At 60.2% G+C, this 17,085-nt stretch carries 15 protein-coding genes and 1 riboswitch; of the genes, 4 read left to right on the top strand and 11 right to left on the bottom strand.

Features of this window, described 5'->3' with window-relative positions:
- Nucleotides 1-8 precede the first annotated feature (8 nt).
- Together HDF10_RS15145 and thrC are read right to left on the bottom strand one after the other, a co-directional pair.
- Complete coding sequence (locus HDF10_RS15145) at nucleotides 9-290, bottom strand: MoaD/ThiS family protein (RefSeq protein ID WP_183814792.1); 282 nt, start codon at nucleotides 288-290, stop codon at nucleotides 9-11.
- Nucleotides 290-1,576: a threonine synthase gene (thrC, locus tag HDF10_RS15140; RefSeq protein ID WP_183814790.1), complete on the bottom strand. Its 1,287-nt coding sequence runs from the start codon at nucleotides 1,574-1,576 to the stop codon at nucleotides 290-292. The genes HDF10_RS15145 and thrC overlap by 1 nt, the downstream gene beginning before the upstream one ends.
- Before the next feature lie 122 nt (nucleotides 1,577-1,698).
- Nucleotides 1,699-1,819, bottom strand: a riboswitch (SAM riboswitch).
- Between the two features lie 165 nt (nucleotides 1,820-1,984).
- Here thrC and HDF10_RS15135 point away from each other — a divergent pair.
- Nucleotides 1,985-2,293: a hypothetical protein gene (locus HDF10_RS15135; RefSeq protein ID WP_183814788.1), complete on the top strand. Its 309-nt coding sequence runs from the start codon at nucleotides 1,985-1,987 to the stop codon at nucleotides 2,291-2,293.
- Here the strand turns inward: HDF10_RS15135 and HDF10_RS15130 are convergent.
- The 4 genes from HDF10_RS15130 to nuoI all read right to left on the bottom strand — a co-directional run bounded on the left by HDF10_RS15130 (nucleotide 2,290) and on the right by nuoI (nucleotide 7,369).
- Nucleotides 2,290-2,682, bottom strand: a complete 393-nt coding sequence (locus tag HDF10_RS15130; RefSeq protein ID WP_183814786.1) for a response regulator — start codon at nucleotides 2,680-2,682, stop codon at nucleotides 2,290-2,292. The two genes, HDF10_RS15135 and HDF10_RS15130, sit on opposite strands and share 4 nt — an antisense overlap.
- A gap of 238 nt (nucleotides 2,683-2,920) precedes the next feature.
- Complete coding sequence (gene metH / locus HDF10_RS15125; RefSeq protein WP_311732772.1) at nucleotides 2,921-5,635, bottom strand: methionine synthase; 2,715 nt, start codon at nucleotides 5,633-5,635, stop codon at nucleotides 2,921-2,923.
- Entirely contained in the window at nucleotides 5,632-6,750 is a 1,119-nt protein-coding gene (locus tag HDF10_RS15120; RefSeq protein WP_183814784.1) for a homocysteine S-methyltransferase family protein, read from the bottom strand. Before HDF10_RS15120 ends, metH begins: the two co-directional genes overlap by 4 nt.
- A gap of 115 nt (nucleotides 6,751-6,865) precedes the next feature.
- On the bottom strand, nucleotides 6,866-7,369 hold the full coding sequence (gene nuoI, locus HDF10_RS15115) for an NADH-quinone oxidoreductase subunit NuoI (RefSeq protein WP_183814782.1): 504 nt from the start codon (nucleotides 7,367-7,369) through the stop codon (nucleotides 6,866-6,868).
- A gap of 39 nt (nucleotides 7,370-7,408) precedes the next feature.
- Between nuoI and HDF10_RS15110 the strand changes: the two genes are divergently transcribed.
- Nucleotides 7,409-7,960 (top strand): molybdopterin-binding protein, encoded by a 552-nt coding sequence (locus HDF10_RS15110; protein ID WP_183814780.1) that lies wholly within the window; start codon nucleotides 7,409-7,411, stop codon nucleotides 7,958-7,960.
- A gap of 137 nt (nucleotides 7,961-8,097) precedes the next feature.
- The gene (locus HDF10_RS15105) at nucleotides 8,098-9,366 is read left to right on the top strand and encodes a metallophosphoesterase family protein (protein ID WP_183814778.1); all 1,269 of its coding nucleotides are present in this window, start codon (nucleotides 8,098-8,100) and stop codon (nucleotides 9,364-9,366) included.
- A gap of 25 nt (nucleotides 9,367-9,391) precedes the next feature.
- Here the strand turns inward: HDF10_RS15105 and HDF10_RS15100 are convergent, their stop codons facing one another.
- Entirely contained in the window at nucleotides 9,392-10,981 is a 1,590-nt protein-coding gene (locus HDF10_RS15100; RefSeq protein WP_183814776.1) for a UbiD family decarboxylase, read from the bottom strand.
- A 394-nt stretch (nucleotides 10,982-11,375) separates the two neighbouring features.
- Here HDF10_RS15100 and HDF10_RS15095 point away from each other — a divergent pair, with 394 nt between their 5' ends.
- Nucleotides 11,376-12,110, top strand: a complete 735-nt coding sequence (locus HDF10_RS15095) for an energy transducer TonB (protein ID WP_183814774.1) — start codon at nucleotides 11,376-11,378, stop codon at nucleotides 12,108-12,110.
- 122 nt (nucleotides 12,111-12,232) lie between these two features.
- On the opposite strand, the gene HDF10_RS15090 is transcribed toward HDF10_RS15095, so the two are convergent.
- The 4 genes from HDF10_RS15090 to HDF10_RS15075 all read right to left on the bottom strand — a co-directional run bounded on the left by HDF10_RS15090 (nucleotide 12,233) and on the right by HDF10_RS15075 (nucleotide 16,942).
- On the bottom strand, nucleotides 12,233-13,255 hold the full coding sequence (locus tag HDF10_RS15090) for a VTT domain-containing protein (protein ID WP_183814772.1): 1,023 nt from the start codon (nucleotides 13,253-13,255) through the stop codon (nucleotides 12,233-12,235).
- A 192-nt stretch (nucleotides 13,256-13,447) separates the two neighbouring features.
- A complete protein-coding gene (locus HDF10_RS15085) occupies nucleotides 13,448-14,044 on the bottom strand; it encodes a Dps family protein (protein ID WP_183814770.1) in 597 nt (198 codons plus the stop codon).
- 64 nt (nucleotides 14,045-14,108) lie between these two features.
- Nucleotides 14,109-15,416, bottom strand: a complete 1,308-nt coding sequence (locus tag HDF10_RS15080) for an HlyD family secretion protein (protein ID WP_183814768.1) — start codon at nucleotides 15,414-15,416, stop codon at nucleotides 14,109-14,111.
- Between the two features lie 2 nt (nucleotides 15,417-15,418).
- Complete coding sequence (locus tag HDF10_RS15075; protein WP_183814766.1) at nucleotides 15,419-16,942, bottom strand: TolC family protein; 1,524 nt, start codon at nucleotides 16,940-16,942, stop codon at nucleotides 15,419-15,421.
- Between the last annotated feature and the right edge of the window lie 143 nt (nucleotides 16,943-17,085).

The raw sequence follows: 17,085 nt of genomic DNA, 5'->3' as shown, positions 1-17,085 counted from the left end.
GCGGCTGGCTAGCCTGTGCCGCCGGCTATGGAGGGGATGAGCATGATCTCGTCGCCGTCCTGGAAGGCGTAGGTTTCGCCGCCGAGGAATCGGATGTCCTCGTCGTTGACGTAGATATTGATGAAGCGGCGGAGCTTGCCTTCTTCATCCTTGATCTGCGTGGAAAGCGCGGGGAAGGTCTGGTCGATGTCGGCGATAAGTCCGGGGAGGTTGGCAGCTGCGGAGTTGAAGTGTTTGCGGCCATCGGTGTGGCGTATGAAGGCAGTGGGGAGGGTGACTTTGATAGACATTAGAGGGCTCCTGCGGTGGCCAGTTCTGGCTCTGTGATTCCGTCGAGTTCGCGGAGGTAGGCGTCGAAGTCTGCTAGTCGCGGGCGGACGGCGCGGGCGTTGAGATGCGAGTAGCTCTGGGCGAGTGCGTCTGTGGTTTTGAGTCCGTTGCCGGTAATGCAGGTTACGGTGATCTCGTCGGGGGTTATGCGACCATCGGCGTAGAGTCTCGCGGTGACTGCGGTGGTGACGCCGCCGGCGGTCTCGGTGAAGATGCCTTCGGTCTCGGCGAGCTCTTGAATGCCGGAGACGATTTCGACGTCGGAGACATCCTCTGCCCAGCCGCCTGTGCTGCGGATCATCTTCGCGGCGGCAGGGCCGTCGGCTGGGTTGCCGATGGCGAGCGAGCGGGCGATGGTGTTGGGGCGCTGCGGTTCGATGTAGTCAGTTCCCTCTTTGACGGCGACGGAGATGGGCGAGCAACCGGAGGCCTGTGCTCCGAAGAAGCGGACGAGCTTGGCGTCAACCAATCCCAGATCGATCAACTCCTGAAAGGCCTTTCGAATTTTGCGGATGAGCGAGCCGCCGGCCATGGGAACAACGACGTTGTCGGGGAGACGCCAGCCGAGCTGCTCGGCGATCTCGTAGCCTACTGTCTTCGAGCCTTCGGCGTAGTAGGGGCGGAGGTTTACGTTGACGAGGCCCCAGGCGTACTCGTCCGCGATCTGGGTGCAGAGGCGGTTGACGTGGTCGTAGTTGCCGTCGATGCGGATGAGGCGCGCGCCGTAGACGAGGGTGTTGAGAATCTTGGCCGGCTCGAGATCGGCAGGAACGAGGATGGTGGCTTTGAGACCGAGGCGGGCGGCCTGCGCGGCGACAGAGTTGGCGAGGTTGCCGGTGGAGGAGCAGCCGACGATCTCAAAGCCGAACTTCTGTGCGTTGGCGAGGGCGACGGAGACGACGCGATCCTTGAAGCTGAGGGTCGGAAAGCAAACGGCGTCGTTCTTGACGTAGAAATTGGTGGCGCCGATGCGCTTGCCGAGATTCTTTGCGCGGACGAGTGGGGTGAAACCCACGGGGAGATCGGGCTCGAAGCCTTCGGGGATGGGGAGGAGAGCGGCGTAACGCCAGATGTTGGCCGGGCCGGCTGCGATGTTTTCCTTGGTGAAGATGCCTCGGACGGCCTCGAGGTCATAGGCGATTTCAAGGGGGGCGAGGCAATCGGGGCAGGCAGAGAGGGGTTGGTTGCCGAACCGCTTGCCGCACTCGTTGCACTTCAGCTCGTACCGGCTACAGGAGTAGTTCATCGTGCTCTTTCCGAGGGGAAAGGGTGAACTTTTTGCGCTTACTCTCTTTTTTGGGGTCGCCGGATAGGCTGGGAAGGTGAAATGCGGGGTGCAAACCTGGAATTCGGGCTTGCGTGCTCCGAATCTCATGTTCCCTGTAGCAGCCAAGAAGGCTCCCAGGAGAGAGTTGACACCGGTACGCCTTTGTTCTGTCCGGTTGTCGTGGCGTCAAAGGGCTCGTCCCTCAACCACTCTGCATGAAATTCAAATCTGCCGAAGCAGACTGGAATGTATTGTTTGTACCACAGCTAGCGTGGGGTCGCAACTTGTGGAGATTTTTGACGCGGAAGTTGTATCGACGAAATGCGGGTGGGTGAGTGTACTGGGCAGGTGGTAAGTGCACGAATCTGGTTGAGGAGAGAATCGCCGATGAAGAGAGAGATCGAGTTTGCTGGGAGTTTTGCGATGAGCGTGCTGCTGCTGGCTGGTTCGTTCGCGGTGGCACAGAGTGCTACGACGGCGAAGGCGAAGAAGTCTGCGGCTACACCGACGACCGCCACGACGACGAGCACCACGGCTCAGAGCGCGGTCCCTGCTGCGAATGTGCAGATAGCTCCAGCTGCCAGTGGCCACGCTAGCGCCGCCGCCGCAACTACCGCGACGCCTGCGACGACAACAACCAAGCCGAAGACCATGGTCAGCGCGGATAAGCGGACGATTCCGGTTCCACAGATTTAGTTTGAAGTGGTATTCGGCGGCGGCGGGATGATGTCCTTGACTCCCTTGGCGAAGGCGGCGGGATCGAACTCCGTGCGAACGATCTCGTCGGGGCAGTCGGTGAGGATGGCAACGCGCCAGTTGCAGACGAAGGCTACGAGCTGTTGATGCTGGGCAGTCTTTATCTTGGAGCACATGTGTTCGGCGCGCGGGATTCCCTCTTCGCCTTCGACATCGATCAGAACAAGATCGTAGTGGCGCGACCAAAACATGGACAGCCCTTCGTTGTGGTCGAGGGTGGAGTCAACATTAAATCCTGAGAGGCGGAGAACCTGGTCGCGTAAGGGCCGAATGGTCTCGCGGGTGCAGATATGCAGGATGGACCGGGTGTTGCTGATGGGAGTTTCCATTGGTTCTTTAACAACTTTCAGCTAGACCGTGCGCCCAGTCTTCGAATCCTCGAAGCAACGCTGGGGGTGGGGTTGAAGAGATTCTCCCAGACCGACCGCGTTTGAAAGGGTCCTCTTTATTTTACCGGAGGTTTTGACCGATTCCAGGGGCAAATCGCGAGACTCAAGCCGCTCATAAGATGGTGATTACCTTAAGGGGCGAACACGCTGCGCAACTACTTCGACCTTGATAGATTTCTTACTCGGGATCGTAGTTTAGATTCTGGCCCAGCCACCGCTGGACCTCAGCCACACTCATTCCCTTGCGCTCGTGATAGTCGGCGACCTGATCGCGGTCGATCTTTCCGAGGCTGAAGTAACGCGACTCTGGGTGCGCGAAGTAAAGTCCGCTTACGCTCGAGCCGGGCCACATCGCAAACGACTCCGTAATCAACATGCCGGTATTGGCCTGCACGTCGAGCAGACGCCAGAGGGTGCCTTTCTCGGTGTGGTCGGGGCAGGCCGGATAACCCGCGGCAGGCCGGATACCGCGATACTTCTCCTGGATGAGATCGGCGGGAGTGAGACCTTCTTTAAGCCCGTAACCCCACTCATCCCGGACGCGTTTGTGCAGACACTCAGCGAAGGCTTCGGCGAGGCGATCGGCTACAGCCTCGGCCATGATGGCGTTGTAGTCGTCGTTGTCGGCCCGGAAGCGGTCGCAGAGCTCCTTCAGGCCGATGCCGGTGGTCACAGCGAAGGCGCCGATGTGATCGGCCAAGCCTGTCTCTTTCGGTGCGATGAAGTCGGCGAGTGATCGACACGGTTCGCTGCCCTCCTTGTTTGCCTGCTGGCGGAGGAAGTGAAAGCGGTCGAGCTCTGTCTCGCGTGTGTCGTCTAAGTAGAGCGCCACATCGTCGCCCACGGCGCTGGCGGGAAAGAAGCCGTAGACGCCGCGCGCGGTGATCAGATTCTTTTCGATGATGCGATCCAGCAGAGTGTTGGCGTCGGCGAAGATCTGACGGGCCTGTTCGCCTTGTTGTTCGTGTTCGAGGATGCGAGGGTAGACGCCCTTCAGACCCCAGGCGTGGAAGAGCGGCGACCAGTCGATGTACTCGCGCAGTATGGCCAACGGGAAGTTGTCGAGCACGCGTACGCCGGTAAACGCCGGTGTGGGCAAGTCTTCGGCACGCCACGCAATCGGAGTTCGTCTGGCGCGAGCAGCCTCAAGGGAGATCACCGTCTGGCGCGGTGCGGAGTGGGCGGCGCGGAGGGCCTCATACTCAGTGCGGTGCTGCGCGACGAACGCTGGCTTGCCTTCGTCGCTGAGAAGGCTGGTCGTGACGGGCACGGCGCGGCTGGCGTCGAGGATGTGCACCACCGGCTCGCTGTAGTGCGGCGCAATCTTGATGGCTGTGTGTCTGCGACTGGTGGTTGCGCCGCCGATGAGCAACGGCAGTTTGAAGCCCTGGCGCTCCATCTCGCGGGCTACATGCACCATCTCGTCGAGAGAGGGCGTGATGAGGCCGCTGAGGCCGATAAGGTCGACTTTCTCGGCCTTGGCGCGTTCGAGGATCTTCTCAGAGGAGACCATCACGCCCATGTCGATGACCTCGTAGTTATTGCAGGCGAGCACGACGCCGACGATGTTCTTGCCGATGTCGTGAACGTCACCCTTGACGGTTGCTAGCAGGATCTTTCCCTGAGCTTTGACAACCTGGCCAGAGGCGGCCATCTCAGCTTTCTCAGCTTCCATGAAGGGTGTCAGGTGCGCTACAGCCTTTTTCATGACGCGAGCAGACTTGACGACTTGGGGCAGGAACATCTTCCCCGCTCCAAAGAGATCGCCCACCACGCCCATGCCGTCCATCAGCGGACCTTCGATGACCAGGAGAGGACGGCCAAGCTTGACGCGAGCCTCTTCGGCGTCGAGTTCTATGTAGGTGTCGATTCCCTTGACCAGTGCGTGGGAGAGACGCTCCTCGACGGTGCCGTTGCGCCACTCTTCGGCCTTCTTTTCGCTTACCACCGAGCCGACGTGCTTCAGTGATTCGCCGAACTCCACTAGACGCTCCGTCGCGTCTGGACGGCGGTTGAGTAGAACGTCTTCGACTAAGACTTTCAGCTCGGGGTCGATCTCCTCGTAGACCTCGAGGATTCCGGCGTTCACGATTCCCATGTCCAGACCGGCGGCGATGGCGTGATAGAGAAACGCCGAGTGCATAGCTTCACGAACCTTGTTGTTGCCACGGAAGCTGAAGGAGATGTTCGAGACGCCGCCACTCACCTTTGCGTGCGGCAGATTGGCCTTGATCCAGCGTGTGGCGTTGATGAAGTCGACGGCGTAGTTGTTGTGCTCCTCCATGCCGGTGGCGACGGTGAGGATGTTTGGGTCGAAGATGATGTCTTCGGGCGGAAAGCCGACCTCGTCGACGAGGATCCGGTGGGCTCGCTCGCAGATGCGAATCTTTTCCTCGTAGGTCGCGGCCTGACCTTGCTCGTCGAATGCCATTACGACAACCGCAGCGCCGTACTTCAGTACTGTCGCGGCGTTCTGGCGGAACTTCTCTTCGCCCTCTTTGAGCGAGATCGAGTTCACGATGCCCTTGCCCTGCAGGCATTTGAGCCCCGCTTCGATGACCTCCCACTTTGAGGAGTCGATCATGAACGGAACCTTGGCGACTTCGGGCTCGCTGGCCAGCAACTGCAGGTAGCGCGTCATGGCGGCGACGCCGTCGATCATGCCCTCGTCCATGCAAATGTCGAGGACGTTGGCGCCGTTCTCAACCTGCTGCCGGGCGATGCTGACTGCTTCTTCGTACTTGCCCTCTTTCACGAGCTTCGCGAACTTCGGCGAGCCGGCAACGTTGGTTCGTTCGCCGATCATAATGAAGACGCCAGCCTGCTGGGTGAAGGGCTGTGATCCTGAGAGACGGAGCGGCTTGGTGGTGGGCTCGGTTGCGCTCACACTCACGCGGCACGCTCGATCTGGCGAGCCAACTGTCGCGGTGGCTGGCCTTCGAGTGCCTTGGCGATCGCTGCGATGTGCTCGGGCGTGTTGCCGCAGCAGCCGCCGGCGATGTTGATCAAACCTGCGCGCGCAAAATCGCCGAGATAACGGGCCATGTCCTGCGGCCCGAGATCGAACCCGGTCTCGGAGAGAGGATTTGGCAGGCCGGCATTCGGGTAGCACGAGATCGCTACGTCCGCCTTCGTTGCAAGCTCGTCGAGGAACGGATACATCAAATCAGGACCGAGCGAGCAGTTGAGACCCACTGATAGCGGCTTCACGTGCTGCACCGCGTTCCAGAATGCCTCGGTGGTCTGCGCGGAGATCAGCGTCTCACCACCGCGTCCTACTGCTGCGGAGATCATCACCGGCAGCTCCTTGTTGCTTGCAGTAAGGCCGTCCTGGTCGAAGACCTCGCGAATGGCGACGAGTGCGGCCTTGGCATTCAGGGAGTCGAAGATCGTCTCGACCAGCAAGAGATCGGAGCCGCCTGCGATGAGCGCACGTACCTGCTGCTTGTAGGCGTTTTTTACCTGATCGAACGTGACTACACGGAAGCCCGCATCGTCGGCGTCGGGGGAGTTCGAGAGAGAGACCGTCAGTGGGCCGATCGCTCCCGCGACAAAGCGCTGGCGTCCGGTTTCGTTCGCGACACGGTCGGCCCATTCGCGACACTGTCGCGCCGACTGTTGGTTGATCTCCCATGCGAGATTGTTGAGCATCGGATCGTCGATGATCTTCTGGTAGAACTCTGGATCTTTGCGGCCGCCCTGCTCGCGCGGATCGTCTACGAAGAACTCGCTCTGGGTGATGCTGGTCGCGCCGAAGGTGTTGGTCTCGATGATGTCCGCCCCGGCTTCCAGAAAGCGGCGATGAATGTCGCAGATCATCTTCGGCTGGGTCAACGAGAAGAGATCGCCGTTGTTGAGCAGGTCCTTGGTCGAGTCCTTGAATCGCTCGCCGCGGATGTCAGCTTCCTTCATGCCGTAGGTGCGGATCGTCGTGCCCATCGCTCCATCGATAATGGCAATTCTGCTCTCGAAGATCTTTTCAAGGGGATGCTGGTTAGCTGTCTTCATCTCTATTTGATGTCCTTCACTGGTTGCGCGGTGCGTTGTCGCGCCCGTCGTAGTGCGGAGAGCTCGCCCGTCAGGTTCTGTAAACATCAGCGTGGATCTTTTAGGCGCGAATCTCTTAGGCCAGGATCTCTGCCTGGTCCTTCTGGGACCGCACGGCATCGGGAAGCGCTGGAGTGGGAATGAGCAGGTCTTCCTTGCGCATGACGAGGGTCGTGGCGTTAAGGCTGGCGAGTTCGAAGCCGTGACCGTGGGTGATGGCGTCGGTGGGGCAGGCCTCGACACAGTAGCCGCAGAAGATGCAGCGGTTGTAGTCGATGTTGTAGACCTTGGCGTAACGCTCGGCGGAGGAGATGCGAGTCTCTTCAGTGTTCTCGGCGGCCTCGATGTAGATGCAGTTCGACGGGCAGGCGGCGGCGCAGAGGAAGCAGGCGACACACTTTTCGAGGCCGTTCTCGTCGCGTTGCAACTGGTGCTTGCCGCGGAAGCGCTCCTCAAATTTGGCTCCGCGCATGGGACCTTTGCCGTCGGGATAGTTCTCGACTTCGGTCGGCTGGAAGACCTGCTTCAGCGTGATGCTCATACCCTTGGCAATGGCTGCGGCGTCGCGGACGATAGACATGCCTTGAGTATACGACGGGGGCGCGGTAGGCTGAAAGCCATGAAAACCGCCTCCCTTTCCCTCTCGATGCTGGTAAGTTTTTGTTTTGCCGGAGTGATCGCCGCCACGGCAAGCGCGCAGACGGTTCCGATGGGGGTGATGGCGGAGCACCAGCACGCTCCGGCGCAGCCTTCGACGAGCCTGGTCTTAACCGTGGATGGCAAGGCGACGACGCTGTCGGTTGCAGATCTGTCGGCGATGCCGCAGACGACGATCACCGTTCACAACGAGCACACCAAGGTGGATGAGACCTACTCGGGTGTGTTGTTGGGGGCGCTGTTGGCGAAGTATGGGTTGCCGGTCGATAAGACGACCCACCAGAAGATGCTGCGAAGCTATCTCGTGGCGGAAGGGACGGATAAGTACTGGGTACTTTATTCGGTTACGGAGATTGAGGGCTCAGAGCATAACGACACTGTGATCGTTGCGACCGGTATGGGAGGCAAGCCGCTGGGGGAAGATGGGCAGTTCAGGCTTGTCGATAGTGAAGACAAGAAGCCGCAACGTTGGGTGCGGAATCTGAGTGCGATTACGGTGAAGAGCGCGGAGTAGGCGTGGCTCTCGTGTCTTGTAGGTGACAGGCTTTTGCGTGTCAGGCTTTTGGTGACAGGCAAATATTCCAGGTTTCACAATTCTTCGCCCCAGGGGCGCGTATCCTGGGGGGCATTCTCTGACCGCTGGAGGTCCCGATGCGAAAAAAAACACCTCGTCAGACACTGCAGTACGCTACCAAGAACTTCGATGCCGATGGCAAGCCCCAGCAGCCGGGCGCTGCAAACGATCAGCCGATCTTTTCGCAACCTAAACCTTCTCCCGATCCGATCGGGTTCAAAGATCCGGTTACGGACCAGAAGTATCGAGGAATCGCCAAGGTTGAGCCCGTGCCGCAACCTGCCGGAGGTACGGTCGAGCCGATCGTGACCCTGGAGCAGGCCTATGGACTTGCAGGCGTTGGAGTCGTCAAGGCGATTCACCTGGCGAAGCAGATTGTGTTCCACTCGGTCGGCGACACCGGCAGCGTAACCGGGCCTGACACTCAGTCGCTGGTGGCCGACAAGATGGTTTCGGACTTCAGTGAAGCGAATCCGGCCGATGTTCCGTCTTTTTTCTTCCACCTGGGCGACGTGGTCTATTACTTTGGCGAAAGCACTTACTACTACGACCAGTTCTTCGAGCCCTACCGTGACTATCCCGCGCCCATCTTTGCGGTCGCGGGCAACCATGATGGCGTGGTCTACCCGAACGATCCGGCGCCAACGCTGGATGCGTTCCTGCGCAACTTCTGTTCGGCTACAGCGGCTCAATCGCCGGACTCGGGGAATCTTCTTCGCACGACGATGATCCAGCCAGGCGTGTACTTCACGCTGGAGGCTCCGTTTGTGCGCATCCTCGGCCTGTATAGCAATGTGCTGGAAGATCCCGGCGTCATCTCTGGTGAAAACGGACAGAACACCGTACTGGATAATCGGCAGATTGCATTTCTAACGGCTGCATTGAAGCGGGTAAAGAGCGATAAGTTTGCTGGCGCGGTGATCATCGCGGTGCATCATCCTCCGTTCACCGGGGGCGTGGAGCATGGAGGCAGCCCGCTGATGCTGGCGGATATTGATGCAGCTTGCACTGCGGCGGGAGTGTGGCCACATGCGGTCTTCTCGGGACACGCGCATAACTACCAGCGGTACACGCGCACGGTCAACAAGCTCCAGATACCGTTTATCGTCGCGGGTTGCGGAGGGCATAATCCGCTTTCGGCGATGCGGGGCACGTTCCGAACACCATACAAGATCGACAGCACGCTGACGCTGGAGAGCTACGATGCCACCGACTATGGATATCTTCGCGTGATTGTGAATGCGACGACGATGACGGTCGAATATCATCCGGAGAGCGATGGGTCCACCACAAAGACGCCTAACGATGTAGTGACGATTGCGCTTGCGACACACACGGTCAGCTGAATTGTCCGGCGAGAGTTGTTTGGTTTTACTCGATGCCGAGCTTCCTCCACAGGGCATCGACCTTTGCCTTTACTTCGGCATCCATGGTGAGCATGGGCGGCCAGGGGCGATCGAAGCCTTCGGCGGCCCACTTGCGCGTGGCGTCGATGCCCATCTTGCTGCCGAAGTTGGGCAGGCGGCTGGCGTGGTCGAGCGAGTCGACCGGGCCGAGCGTGAACTGGATGTCGCGCTCGGGATCGATGTTGTTGGCGGTGCGGAGGGTGACTTCTGCGAGGTCCTGCACGTCGCAGTCTTCGTCGACGACGATGATGCACTTGGTGAACATCGCCTGACCCATGGCCCAGATGCCGTTCATGATCTTGCGTGCGTGACCGGCATAGGATTTTTTGATCGAGACGATCATGAGGTTGTGGAAGACACCCTCGGCGGGAAGATTGACGTCGACGATCTCAGGCAGGGTGAGCTGCATGAGCGGGAGGAAGATACGCTCGACGGCTTTGCCCATCCAGGCGTCTTCCATGGGGGGCTTGCCGACGATGGTGGCCGCGTAGATGGGGTCTTTGCGGTGGGTGATGCAGGTGATGTGGAAGACGGGGTACTCGTCCTGCATGGTGTAGAAGCCCGTGTGGTCGCCGAAGGGGCCTTCGGTGCGGAGTTCGCCCAGCTCAACGTAGCCTTCGAAAATGTACTCGGCGTTGGCTGGAACTTCAAGGTCTACCGTCTCGGCTTTGACTAATTCGAGGGGCTTCTGGCGGAGGAAGCCGGCGATGAGGTACTCCTCGACGTCGGGTGGGGCGGGGACTATGGCGCTGAAGGTGGTGGCGGGGTCGGTGCCGATGGCTACGGCGACCTCCATGCGGTCTTCGCGGATCCTGGTGACGGTGGTGGTGGTGAGGGTGTCGAGAGAGGGTGCGGCAGCGGTGCCGCCGGCGGTGATGGCCATCAGGTCGACGCGGGCGGCGGAGTCGGGAGAGGCCTCGCGGAGGCGCTCGCGCATGTGCTCTGCGGCAACCTTCTGGCGCTGCCAGTGCATGCCGGTAGTCTTGCCGTCGTAGACCTGCATGCGGTACATGCCTACGTTGCGCTTGCCGGACTTTGGGTCGCGCGTGATGACACAGGGGAGGGTGATGAAGGGGCCGCCATCTTGTGGCCATGTCTTGAGGATGGGTAGCTCGAGGAGATTTACTTCTTCGCCGCGATGGATGACTTGTTTGCAGGGGGCGTCTTTGGCGGAGACGACCTTCGGGAAGAAGCTGCCTACTTCGGCGAGCGTCGGCAGGAGCTTGAGCTTGTCCATGAAGCTGGTTGGGGTCTGTGGCTTGATGAGGGTGCGGATGCGGTCGGCAATGGCGTCGAGCGAGTCGGTCTCGAGCGCAAGCCTCATGCGGCGTTCGCTGCCGAACTGGTTCATCAGGACGCGAGCGCCGGGATAGCCTTCTACGTTTTCGAAGAGGAGCGCGGGGCCGCCTGCCCTGGCTGTGCCTCGACCTAGTTTGGCGGTGCGGTCGGCGATCTCGGCCATCTCGAGGTCGGGCGAGACCTCGATGGTGATGCGCTTCAGCTCTCCGGCCTTCTCAAGCTGCTTAATCCATTCGCGTAGATCGTTGTAGGCCAATTCCCTCTCCTGCTGATGCCTTGTGTGTTGGGACGGGAGGTGTCCCCCCTCCCCCGTGAAAAGTGTGCAAAGTCTTCGAACGAAACACCTTAAGGGTGGACTTCTTGTACTTTCATGTGGACTTAGAGACTTGTTCTCTTTTCAGTTTAGCTGCTGGGAGGGGATGGTTGTGTCAAGTACCGCGCCTTGAGTTTCAGAGGACGATCGTCCTCGCCTGCTTTTGGAAGGGTTGAGCCACGAACGACCGCATTCCAGGCTGTGCTGCGCAGGCTCCCGCTTCGGGAACATACGGGCACGGCATGGGTGTCTAACAAGGTACAGCCGTATTCCTCGCTGGATGCGCACCCTGGATCGGAACCAGATCCGACCAGATCCGAACGTTGGAGGTGCTTCCATGTTTGAGGAGAGTCTTGTTGAGTCGCGTGTTGGTGAAGTGTCGTCGAGCAAACGCTGGACGTCCGTGGCGTCGATCGCCTTGCAGTTTGCCGTTGCCGGCCTGGTGATCGCTTTGCCCTTGCTGCATCCGGAGACGCTGCCGTTTTCTATCGAAGCGCCGAAGATGCTGCTGCCGTTGGTGCCGAAGCCGCCTGCGCCTCCGTTGCGAGTACAGCACGTTACAGAGGCCGCATCGAGCTTTGCGGCGGCTCCTCCTCAGCCGGCGATCCTCCAGGCGCGGCTACCGGGCAGAGGGGTTGCGGCGGAGGAAGAGCCTTCGCTCCTCGATCCCGCCAGCATGGGGATGCCCTATGGGTTGCCTATTGGGCTTAGCGTGAGAGAGTGTGGGCCGCATTCTGGAGTGTCCGTGGGGCCGGGGTTGGGTTCCGGGAAAGCTCCGTCTAAGACGATTCACGTCTCGACAGGGGTCTCGCAGGGATTGTTGATTGCGCCGATTCGTCCGGTGTATCCGGCGATTGCCAGGGCTGCACATGTGGAGGGAACGGTGGTCGTGGAGGCGGTGATCTCGCGAGGTGGAACCATCGAGAGTCTGCACGTGCTGAGCGGACCGGTGATGTTGCAAAGCGCGGCGATGGATGCGATACGAGCGGCGCGATACCGGCCTTACCTATTGAATGGGGAGGCTGTGGAGGTGCAGACGACGATTACAGTCAATTTTCGGATGGGGGGTTGAAACACCCGGTCCTGCCGGACGGGCCCACTCCGCGTGGGGCGGTCACTTCGTGACTTGTGTACCTTGTCCTGCAGCCCGGAGCGGCTTAGGCCCTCCCGTTGGTCGGGATACTCCCCGCTCGACTACATGGAGGGGACGGCGGTTTTGGAGTCAGCCGGAAGAATCTGCTGGACGACATCTGCACTTGGCGCCTCGGTGACGTAATCGACCAGCGGGAAGCCTGCTTCCTTCCAGCCATCGAAGCCGCCGCGGAGGGGCCGGACGCGGTAGACGCCCATCTTGTGCAGCTGCAAGGCAAGTTTGGCGCTGGTCTCTTCACTGGGGCAGGTGCAGTAGAGGATGACATCGCGATCGCGGGGGATGATCTCGCTGTGAGCCTTGAGTTCGTTCGGTCCGATGCGAAGTGCTCCGGGCAGCACGCGCGGGTCGGGGAGATAGTCGAGGGGGTGGCGCAGATCGACGATGAAGGGAGGGGTATTGCCACTGGCTTCGGCTGCGTCGAGCATCGCCTTCAGTTCGGTCGGCTCGAGGCGCAGCTCGCGAACCTGCTGAAGGAACTTGCGCTGCTTCCAGATACGGTGAGCCAAGAAGCCCAGGACCATCAGAGCGAAGATGAAGAAGGCAAAGTGGCCGAGCCAGTGCAGGAAGGGCGCGCTTTTCTTGGCTACATCGCCGAAGAATCGGCCGGCGAGGATGAAGGTCTCTCCCCAGATGAGAGAGCCGGCGAGATCCCACATGAGGAACTTGGGGTAGGGCATCCCGGTCTGGCCGGCAATGGGCGCCGCTACGGTGCTGAGGCCGGGGACGAACTTCGCGAAGAGCAGAGTGACTGGGCCGCGGCGGGTGAAGTAGCCCTCGGTCTTGCTGACGCAGGTGGAGGCTTCAAACGACAGGCGGCAGAGCAGCTTCAGGACACTGTTTCCGAAGCGCCGGCCGAGAGCGAACCAGATGGTGTCTGCTATGAGGCAGGCGAACAGAACCGCAATCACGACATAGAGATGGCTAATCGTGTGAGTCGCGCTAAGGGTCCCTGCGGTGAGCAGAACCGGGATGCTTGGAATCGGGATGCCGATCTGCTCCACCAGTACCCATAGGAATACGATCAGGTAGGCGTAGTGGACGAAGAATGCGAGTGCGATCGGCATAGGAGTGTACTTACTACAGATGATTGGAGCCGACCGTTGGATGCGACTCCGCTGCGTTAAACATAACAGCCCGGACGCTTCGCGCGACCGGGCTGTTTTCGTGAAGCGTAAAGCCAGGATTCCACGACTTCCCGGCACTCCTCGTCTATTTTCCTCGTCCTATTTATTCGAGGAGGCCTATTTTTCGAAGTTCTACTTTTCCAGGATCAAAGGCATCTCTACCAGATGCTGGCCGATGAACCAGGATTGCAGTTCATTGGGACGAAGAATATCGCTGACGACGAGATCGTTGGTGCCCTGGTCGCCCGCCTTATCGGCTGCCTCGGAGATGTCGAGGCAGCTTTGGATAATGACCTTGTGGGCTTCCAGGAGGCGGGAGATCTGTACGGGCACCTCTTCCCTGCCGCGGGGCGGACGCCGGATACGAGTGATCTCCGCCACGTCGCCGCCCATAGCAATGGTGACGCCACCCAGAAGCTGAACCCTCTCGGCGATGGTATCGACCATCTCGACCTGCTCGTCGAAGTGCTTATCGAAGAGAAGATGAAGCTGGTAGAAGGTCGGTCCTGCCACCTGCCAGTGATGCTTCTTGTACATATCGCGCAGGACGATAGAGTCGGCCAGGAGCTGGTTCAACTGGGCGACCATGTCGGCCCGGACCTTCGCGCTCAATGGGTGAGGCATGTCCTCGACCACCGAGCCGTACTTCTGGATCTCTTTCGCATGTGCGTGCCAGTGCGGCGCTACGTTCGCGGCGCTCGAACTTGCCTTCTTGATTACAACTGCCATCTTCCACCTCGTAAGAACCTTTCAGTTCTCAGATGCCGTGGCGACGGCGTCGGTTTCCCCTCGATTATTTGACCTCTACGTCCGGCGTAACCGACATGCCTGGACGCAGGGCGTAGTCGCCGTTCTCCTGTTGCAGATTCGTGAAATCGACACGAACAGGAATTCGCTGGACGACCTTGACGTAGTTTCCAGTGGCGTTTTCAGGGGGAAAGAGGGAGAGCCTGGAGCCGGTAGCGCCGCCGATCTGCGTCACCTTGCCGTGGAACTTGCGTCCTCCGAGTGCGTCCACCTTGAGGGTGACCGACTGGCCGGGCTTCATCTTGGAGAGCTGCGTCTCCTTGAAGTTTGCTGTGACCCAGAGGTTGGTCAAGGGGATGATGGTCAGGACGTCCTGCCCGATGCTGAGATTTGCGCCCACCTGAACGTTCTTTTTATTGACGATACCGGTGGTGGGAGCGGTGATGTGGGTGTAGCCGAGGTTCAGCAGGGCCTGATCGACCCTGGCCTGGGCCTGCTTGACGTCAGCGAGGGCGGAGTTAGCCTTGGCTTGCTGGACCCGTACCTGATCGGGGCCGGTTTTGACCGATTGCGCGGCCGAAAAACGCGATTGCGCCAGCTTCTGGATCGCCTGATTGACCGCAGCCTGCTGGCCAATGACCGTCGCTTCGGCCTCGAGGACAGAGGCCTGGTTGGCGGCATCGGTGGCTACGGCAGCATCATACTGCTGCTTCGAGATGACGTCTTTTTCTACCAGCGGCGTGTAGCGCTCTACGTCGAGGTGTGATTTGACCGCGGTAGCCTTGGCTGCGACGACGCGGGCCTCTGCGGCCTGAGCCTGCTTACGGGCCTGCTCGACCGCTGCAGTACTGCCAGTAACGTCCGAACCGGTGGTACTGACACTGGTGTTTACATTGACGCCGATGATGGGCACGTTAACCGTAGCCTGAATAGCAGCGGCCTGCGAGCTGGCGAGGTTAGCCTGTGCCTGCTCGAGGGCTACCTGATAGTCGCGGGGGTCGATCTCGGCGATGGGATCGCCTACTTTGATCTGCTGATTGTCTTCCACGTAGACCTTGATAACCTGACCGGTGACGCGGGAGCTTACCTGGTAGAGATCGCCGTCTACCTGGGCGTCGTCGGTGTCCTCGCTGAAGGTGGAGCGCCAGTAGAAGATTCCGGCTCCAATGACGAGGAGGATGATGACCGCGATGATGATGAATTTGCGACCGGATTTCTTCTCCGGCGCGTCCTCCTCTTCCTGCTTATGGGAGTCGGCGGGAGGCTGTTTGTCCCCTATGTTCGGCTTGATCTGCACTGTGCCGCTGATCTGCGCGGTCTGGCCTTCCTGCTGCTGATCTGATTGGTCTGGCAAGTTTACTTTCCTCCGAGATAATCTTTGTAGTTGGACTGCGCTATGCCGAGGGCACGGGCCAGGGCGAGCTTGGCGACGTTGTGCTGGTAGAGCGCGCTGATGTATTGGTCGTTGGCCTGTTCGGTCTGGGACTGCGCCTGCGAGACGGGCAGGTTGTCGGAAACCCCGGCGTGAAAGCGCTGCTGCGCCTCGCTGAGAGCCTCGTTGGCAAGATCTACATTGGAGTGCGTGGACTCGACCAACTTCGCGGCCGACTGAATATCGAGCAGGCTGTCCCGCACATCCTGATTGACCTGCTGGACCTGATCGGAGAGCTTCGCGCGGGCCTGCTCATACTGGGCGTCGGCTACCTGTTCCTGTCCCTTGGTCTTCGCGATCTGAAGGATGGGGGCGCTGACCAGGCCGGTTGCGGTGAAGGTTCCGTGGGAGTGGCCTGGCGTGGTGCCGATGTCGCCGATGTCGCCTGAGAAGCTGGCAACGGGAAGCTGGTAGGCCCAGGCAGACGTCTTCTCATCGCTGGCGGACTTCACCTGTTCGGCGTAGGCCTTCAGATCTTTCCGCGTCTTGAGCGCCTGCACAAATGCGGCCTGCGGATCGACGTTGTCGAGCGCCTGAAAGGGGACGAGGTCGGTGAGGCGGAAGACCTGGTCGAGGGGCAGCCCGATGGTTCGCGCCAGAGCGAGCTTATCCTTTTCGAGGTTGTTCTTCGACGAGATCAGCGTCTGCTCCTCGTTCTGGTAGTCCACCTGGGCGCGCAGGACGTCGAGCTTGGGGCTGGTGCCGGCGTCGTGTGCGGCTACGGCCTGATCGAGCGAGACCTTTGATGTTGCCAACTCTGCGGTGACCGCTTCGATGCGGGCGGTGTCTGCGATGCACAGCAGATAGGCGTTGCCCACGGTCAGGGCTACGAGGTCGCGTGCATCCTCCGCAGTGAGGCGTGCGCCCTGGAAGTTATGCTTCGCGGCGAGGTAGTTTTTGAGCGCTGAGACGTTGACCAGGTTCTGGGTGAGGTAGGCGCGGAAGTCGACCACTTGAAATGGTCCGATGATGGGCTGGAGGCCAGGAAACCTCAGGCCGAAGGCGGCGAGGTTGACCTGCTCGACCTCGATGCTTGCCGATGCGGTGACGGTGGGTAGGAGCGGCTGCAGCTCCTCGAGGCGCTGGCCGGCGGCGTTCTTGACGGATGAGGTCTGCAGGATGAGGCCGAGGTTCTGACGCAGGCCGCGCTGGATGGCGTCATCGAGCGAGAGGTCGAGAACCCCGTCGGTCGCCTTGCCGGTGACCACGCTGCCCTTGAAGGAGTCCTGCGTGGGCTGGGCGCCGTTCTGGCCGGAGGCGGTGTACAGATTTTGCTGGGCGTTCGCCACGGCAGAGCTGTTGGTGGCTGTGCCGGGGCCGCTGGCTGGGGTCTGCGCCGGCTGACTGCCCTGCCCTTGTGCGTGCGGCAGACTGCAGGCGAGAAAGAGGCAGAACCCGAGATAACGAACTGACGCCCTGGCAGCGCCCGCTGTTTTGCTTTTGCTCATACGGTTAATCGTAACCTGCATCTTGATAGATTCACGGACTAGTTTATGGCAACACCGTCATAACGGTAGGAGCTCGTTAGCTTTGTCGCAAACTACTTGTATGAGTTACTGATGCGTTCGGTTGTGAAAAATCTTCAAAAGAT

This window comes from Tunturiibacter empetritectus, assembly GCF_014201375.1.
Classification (GTDB): Bacteria; Acidobacteriota; Terriglobia; order Terriglobales; family Acidobacteriaceae; genus Edaphobacter; species Edaphobacter lichenicola_D.
This window is presented reverse-complemented; position numbering and strand designations above follow the sequence as displayed.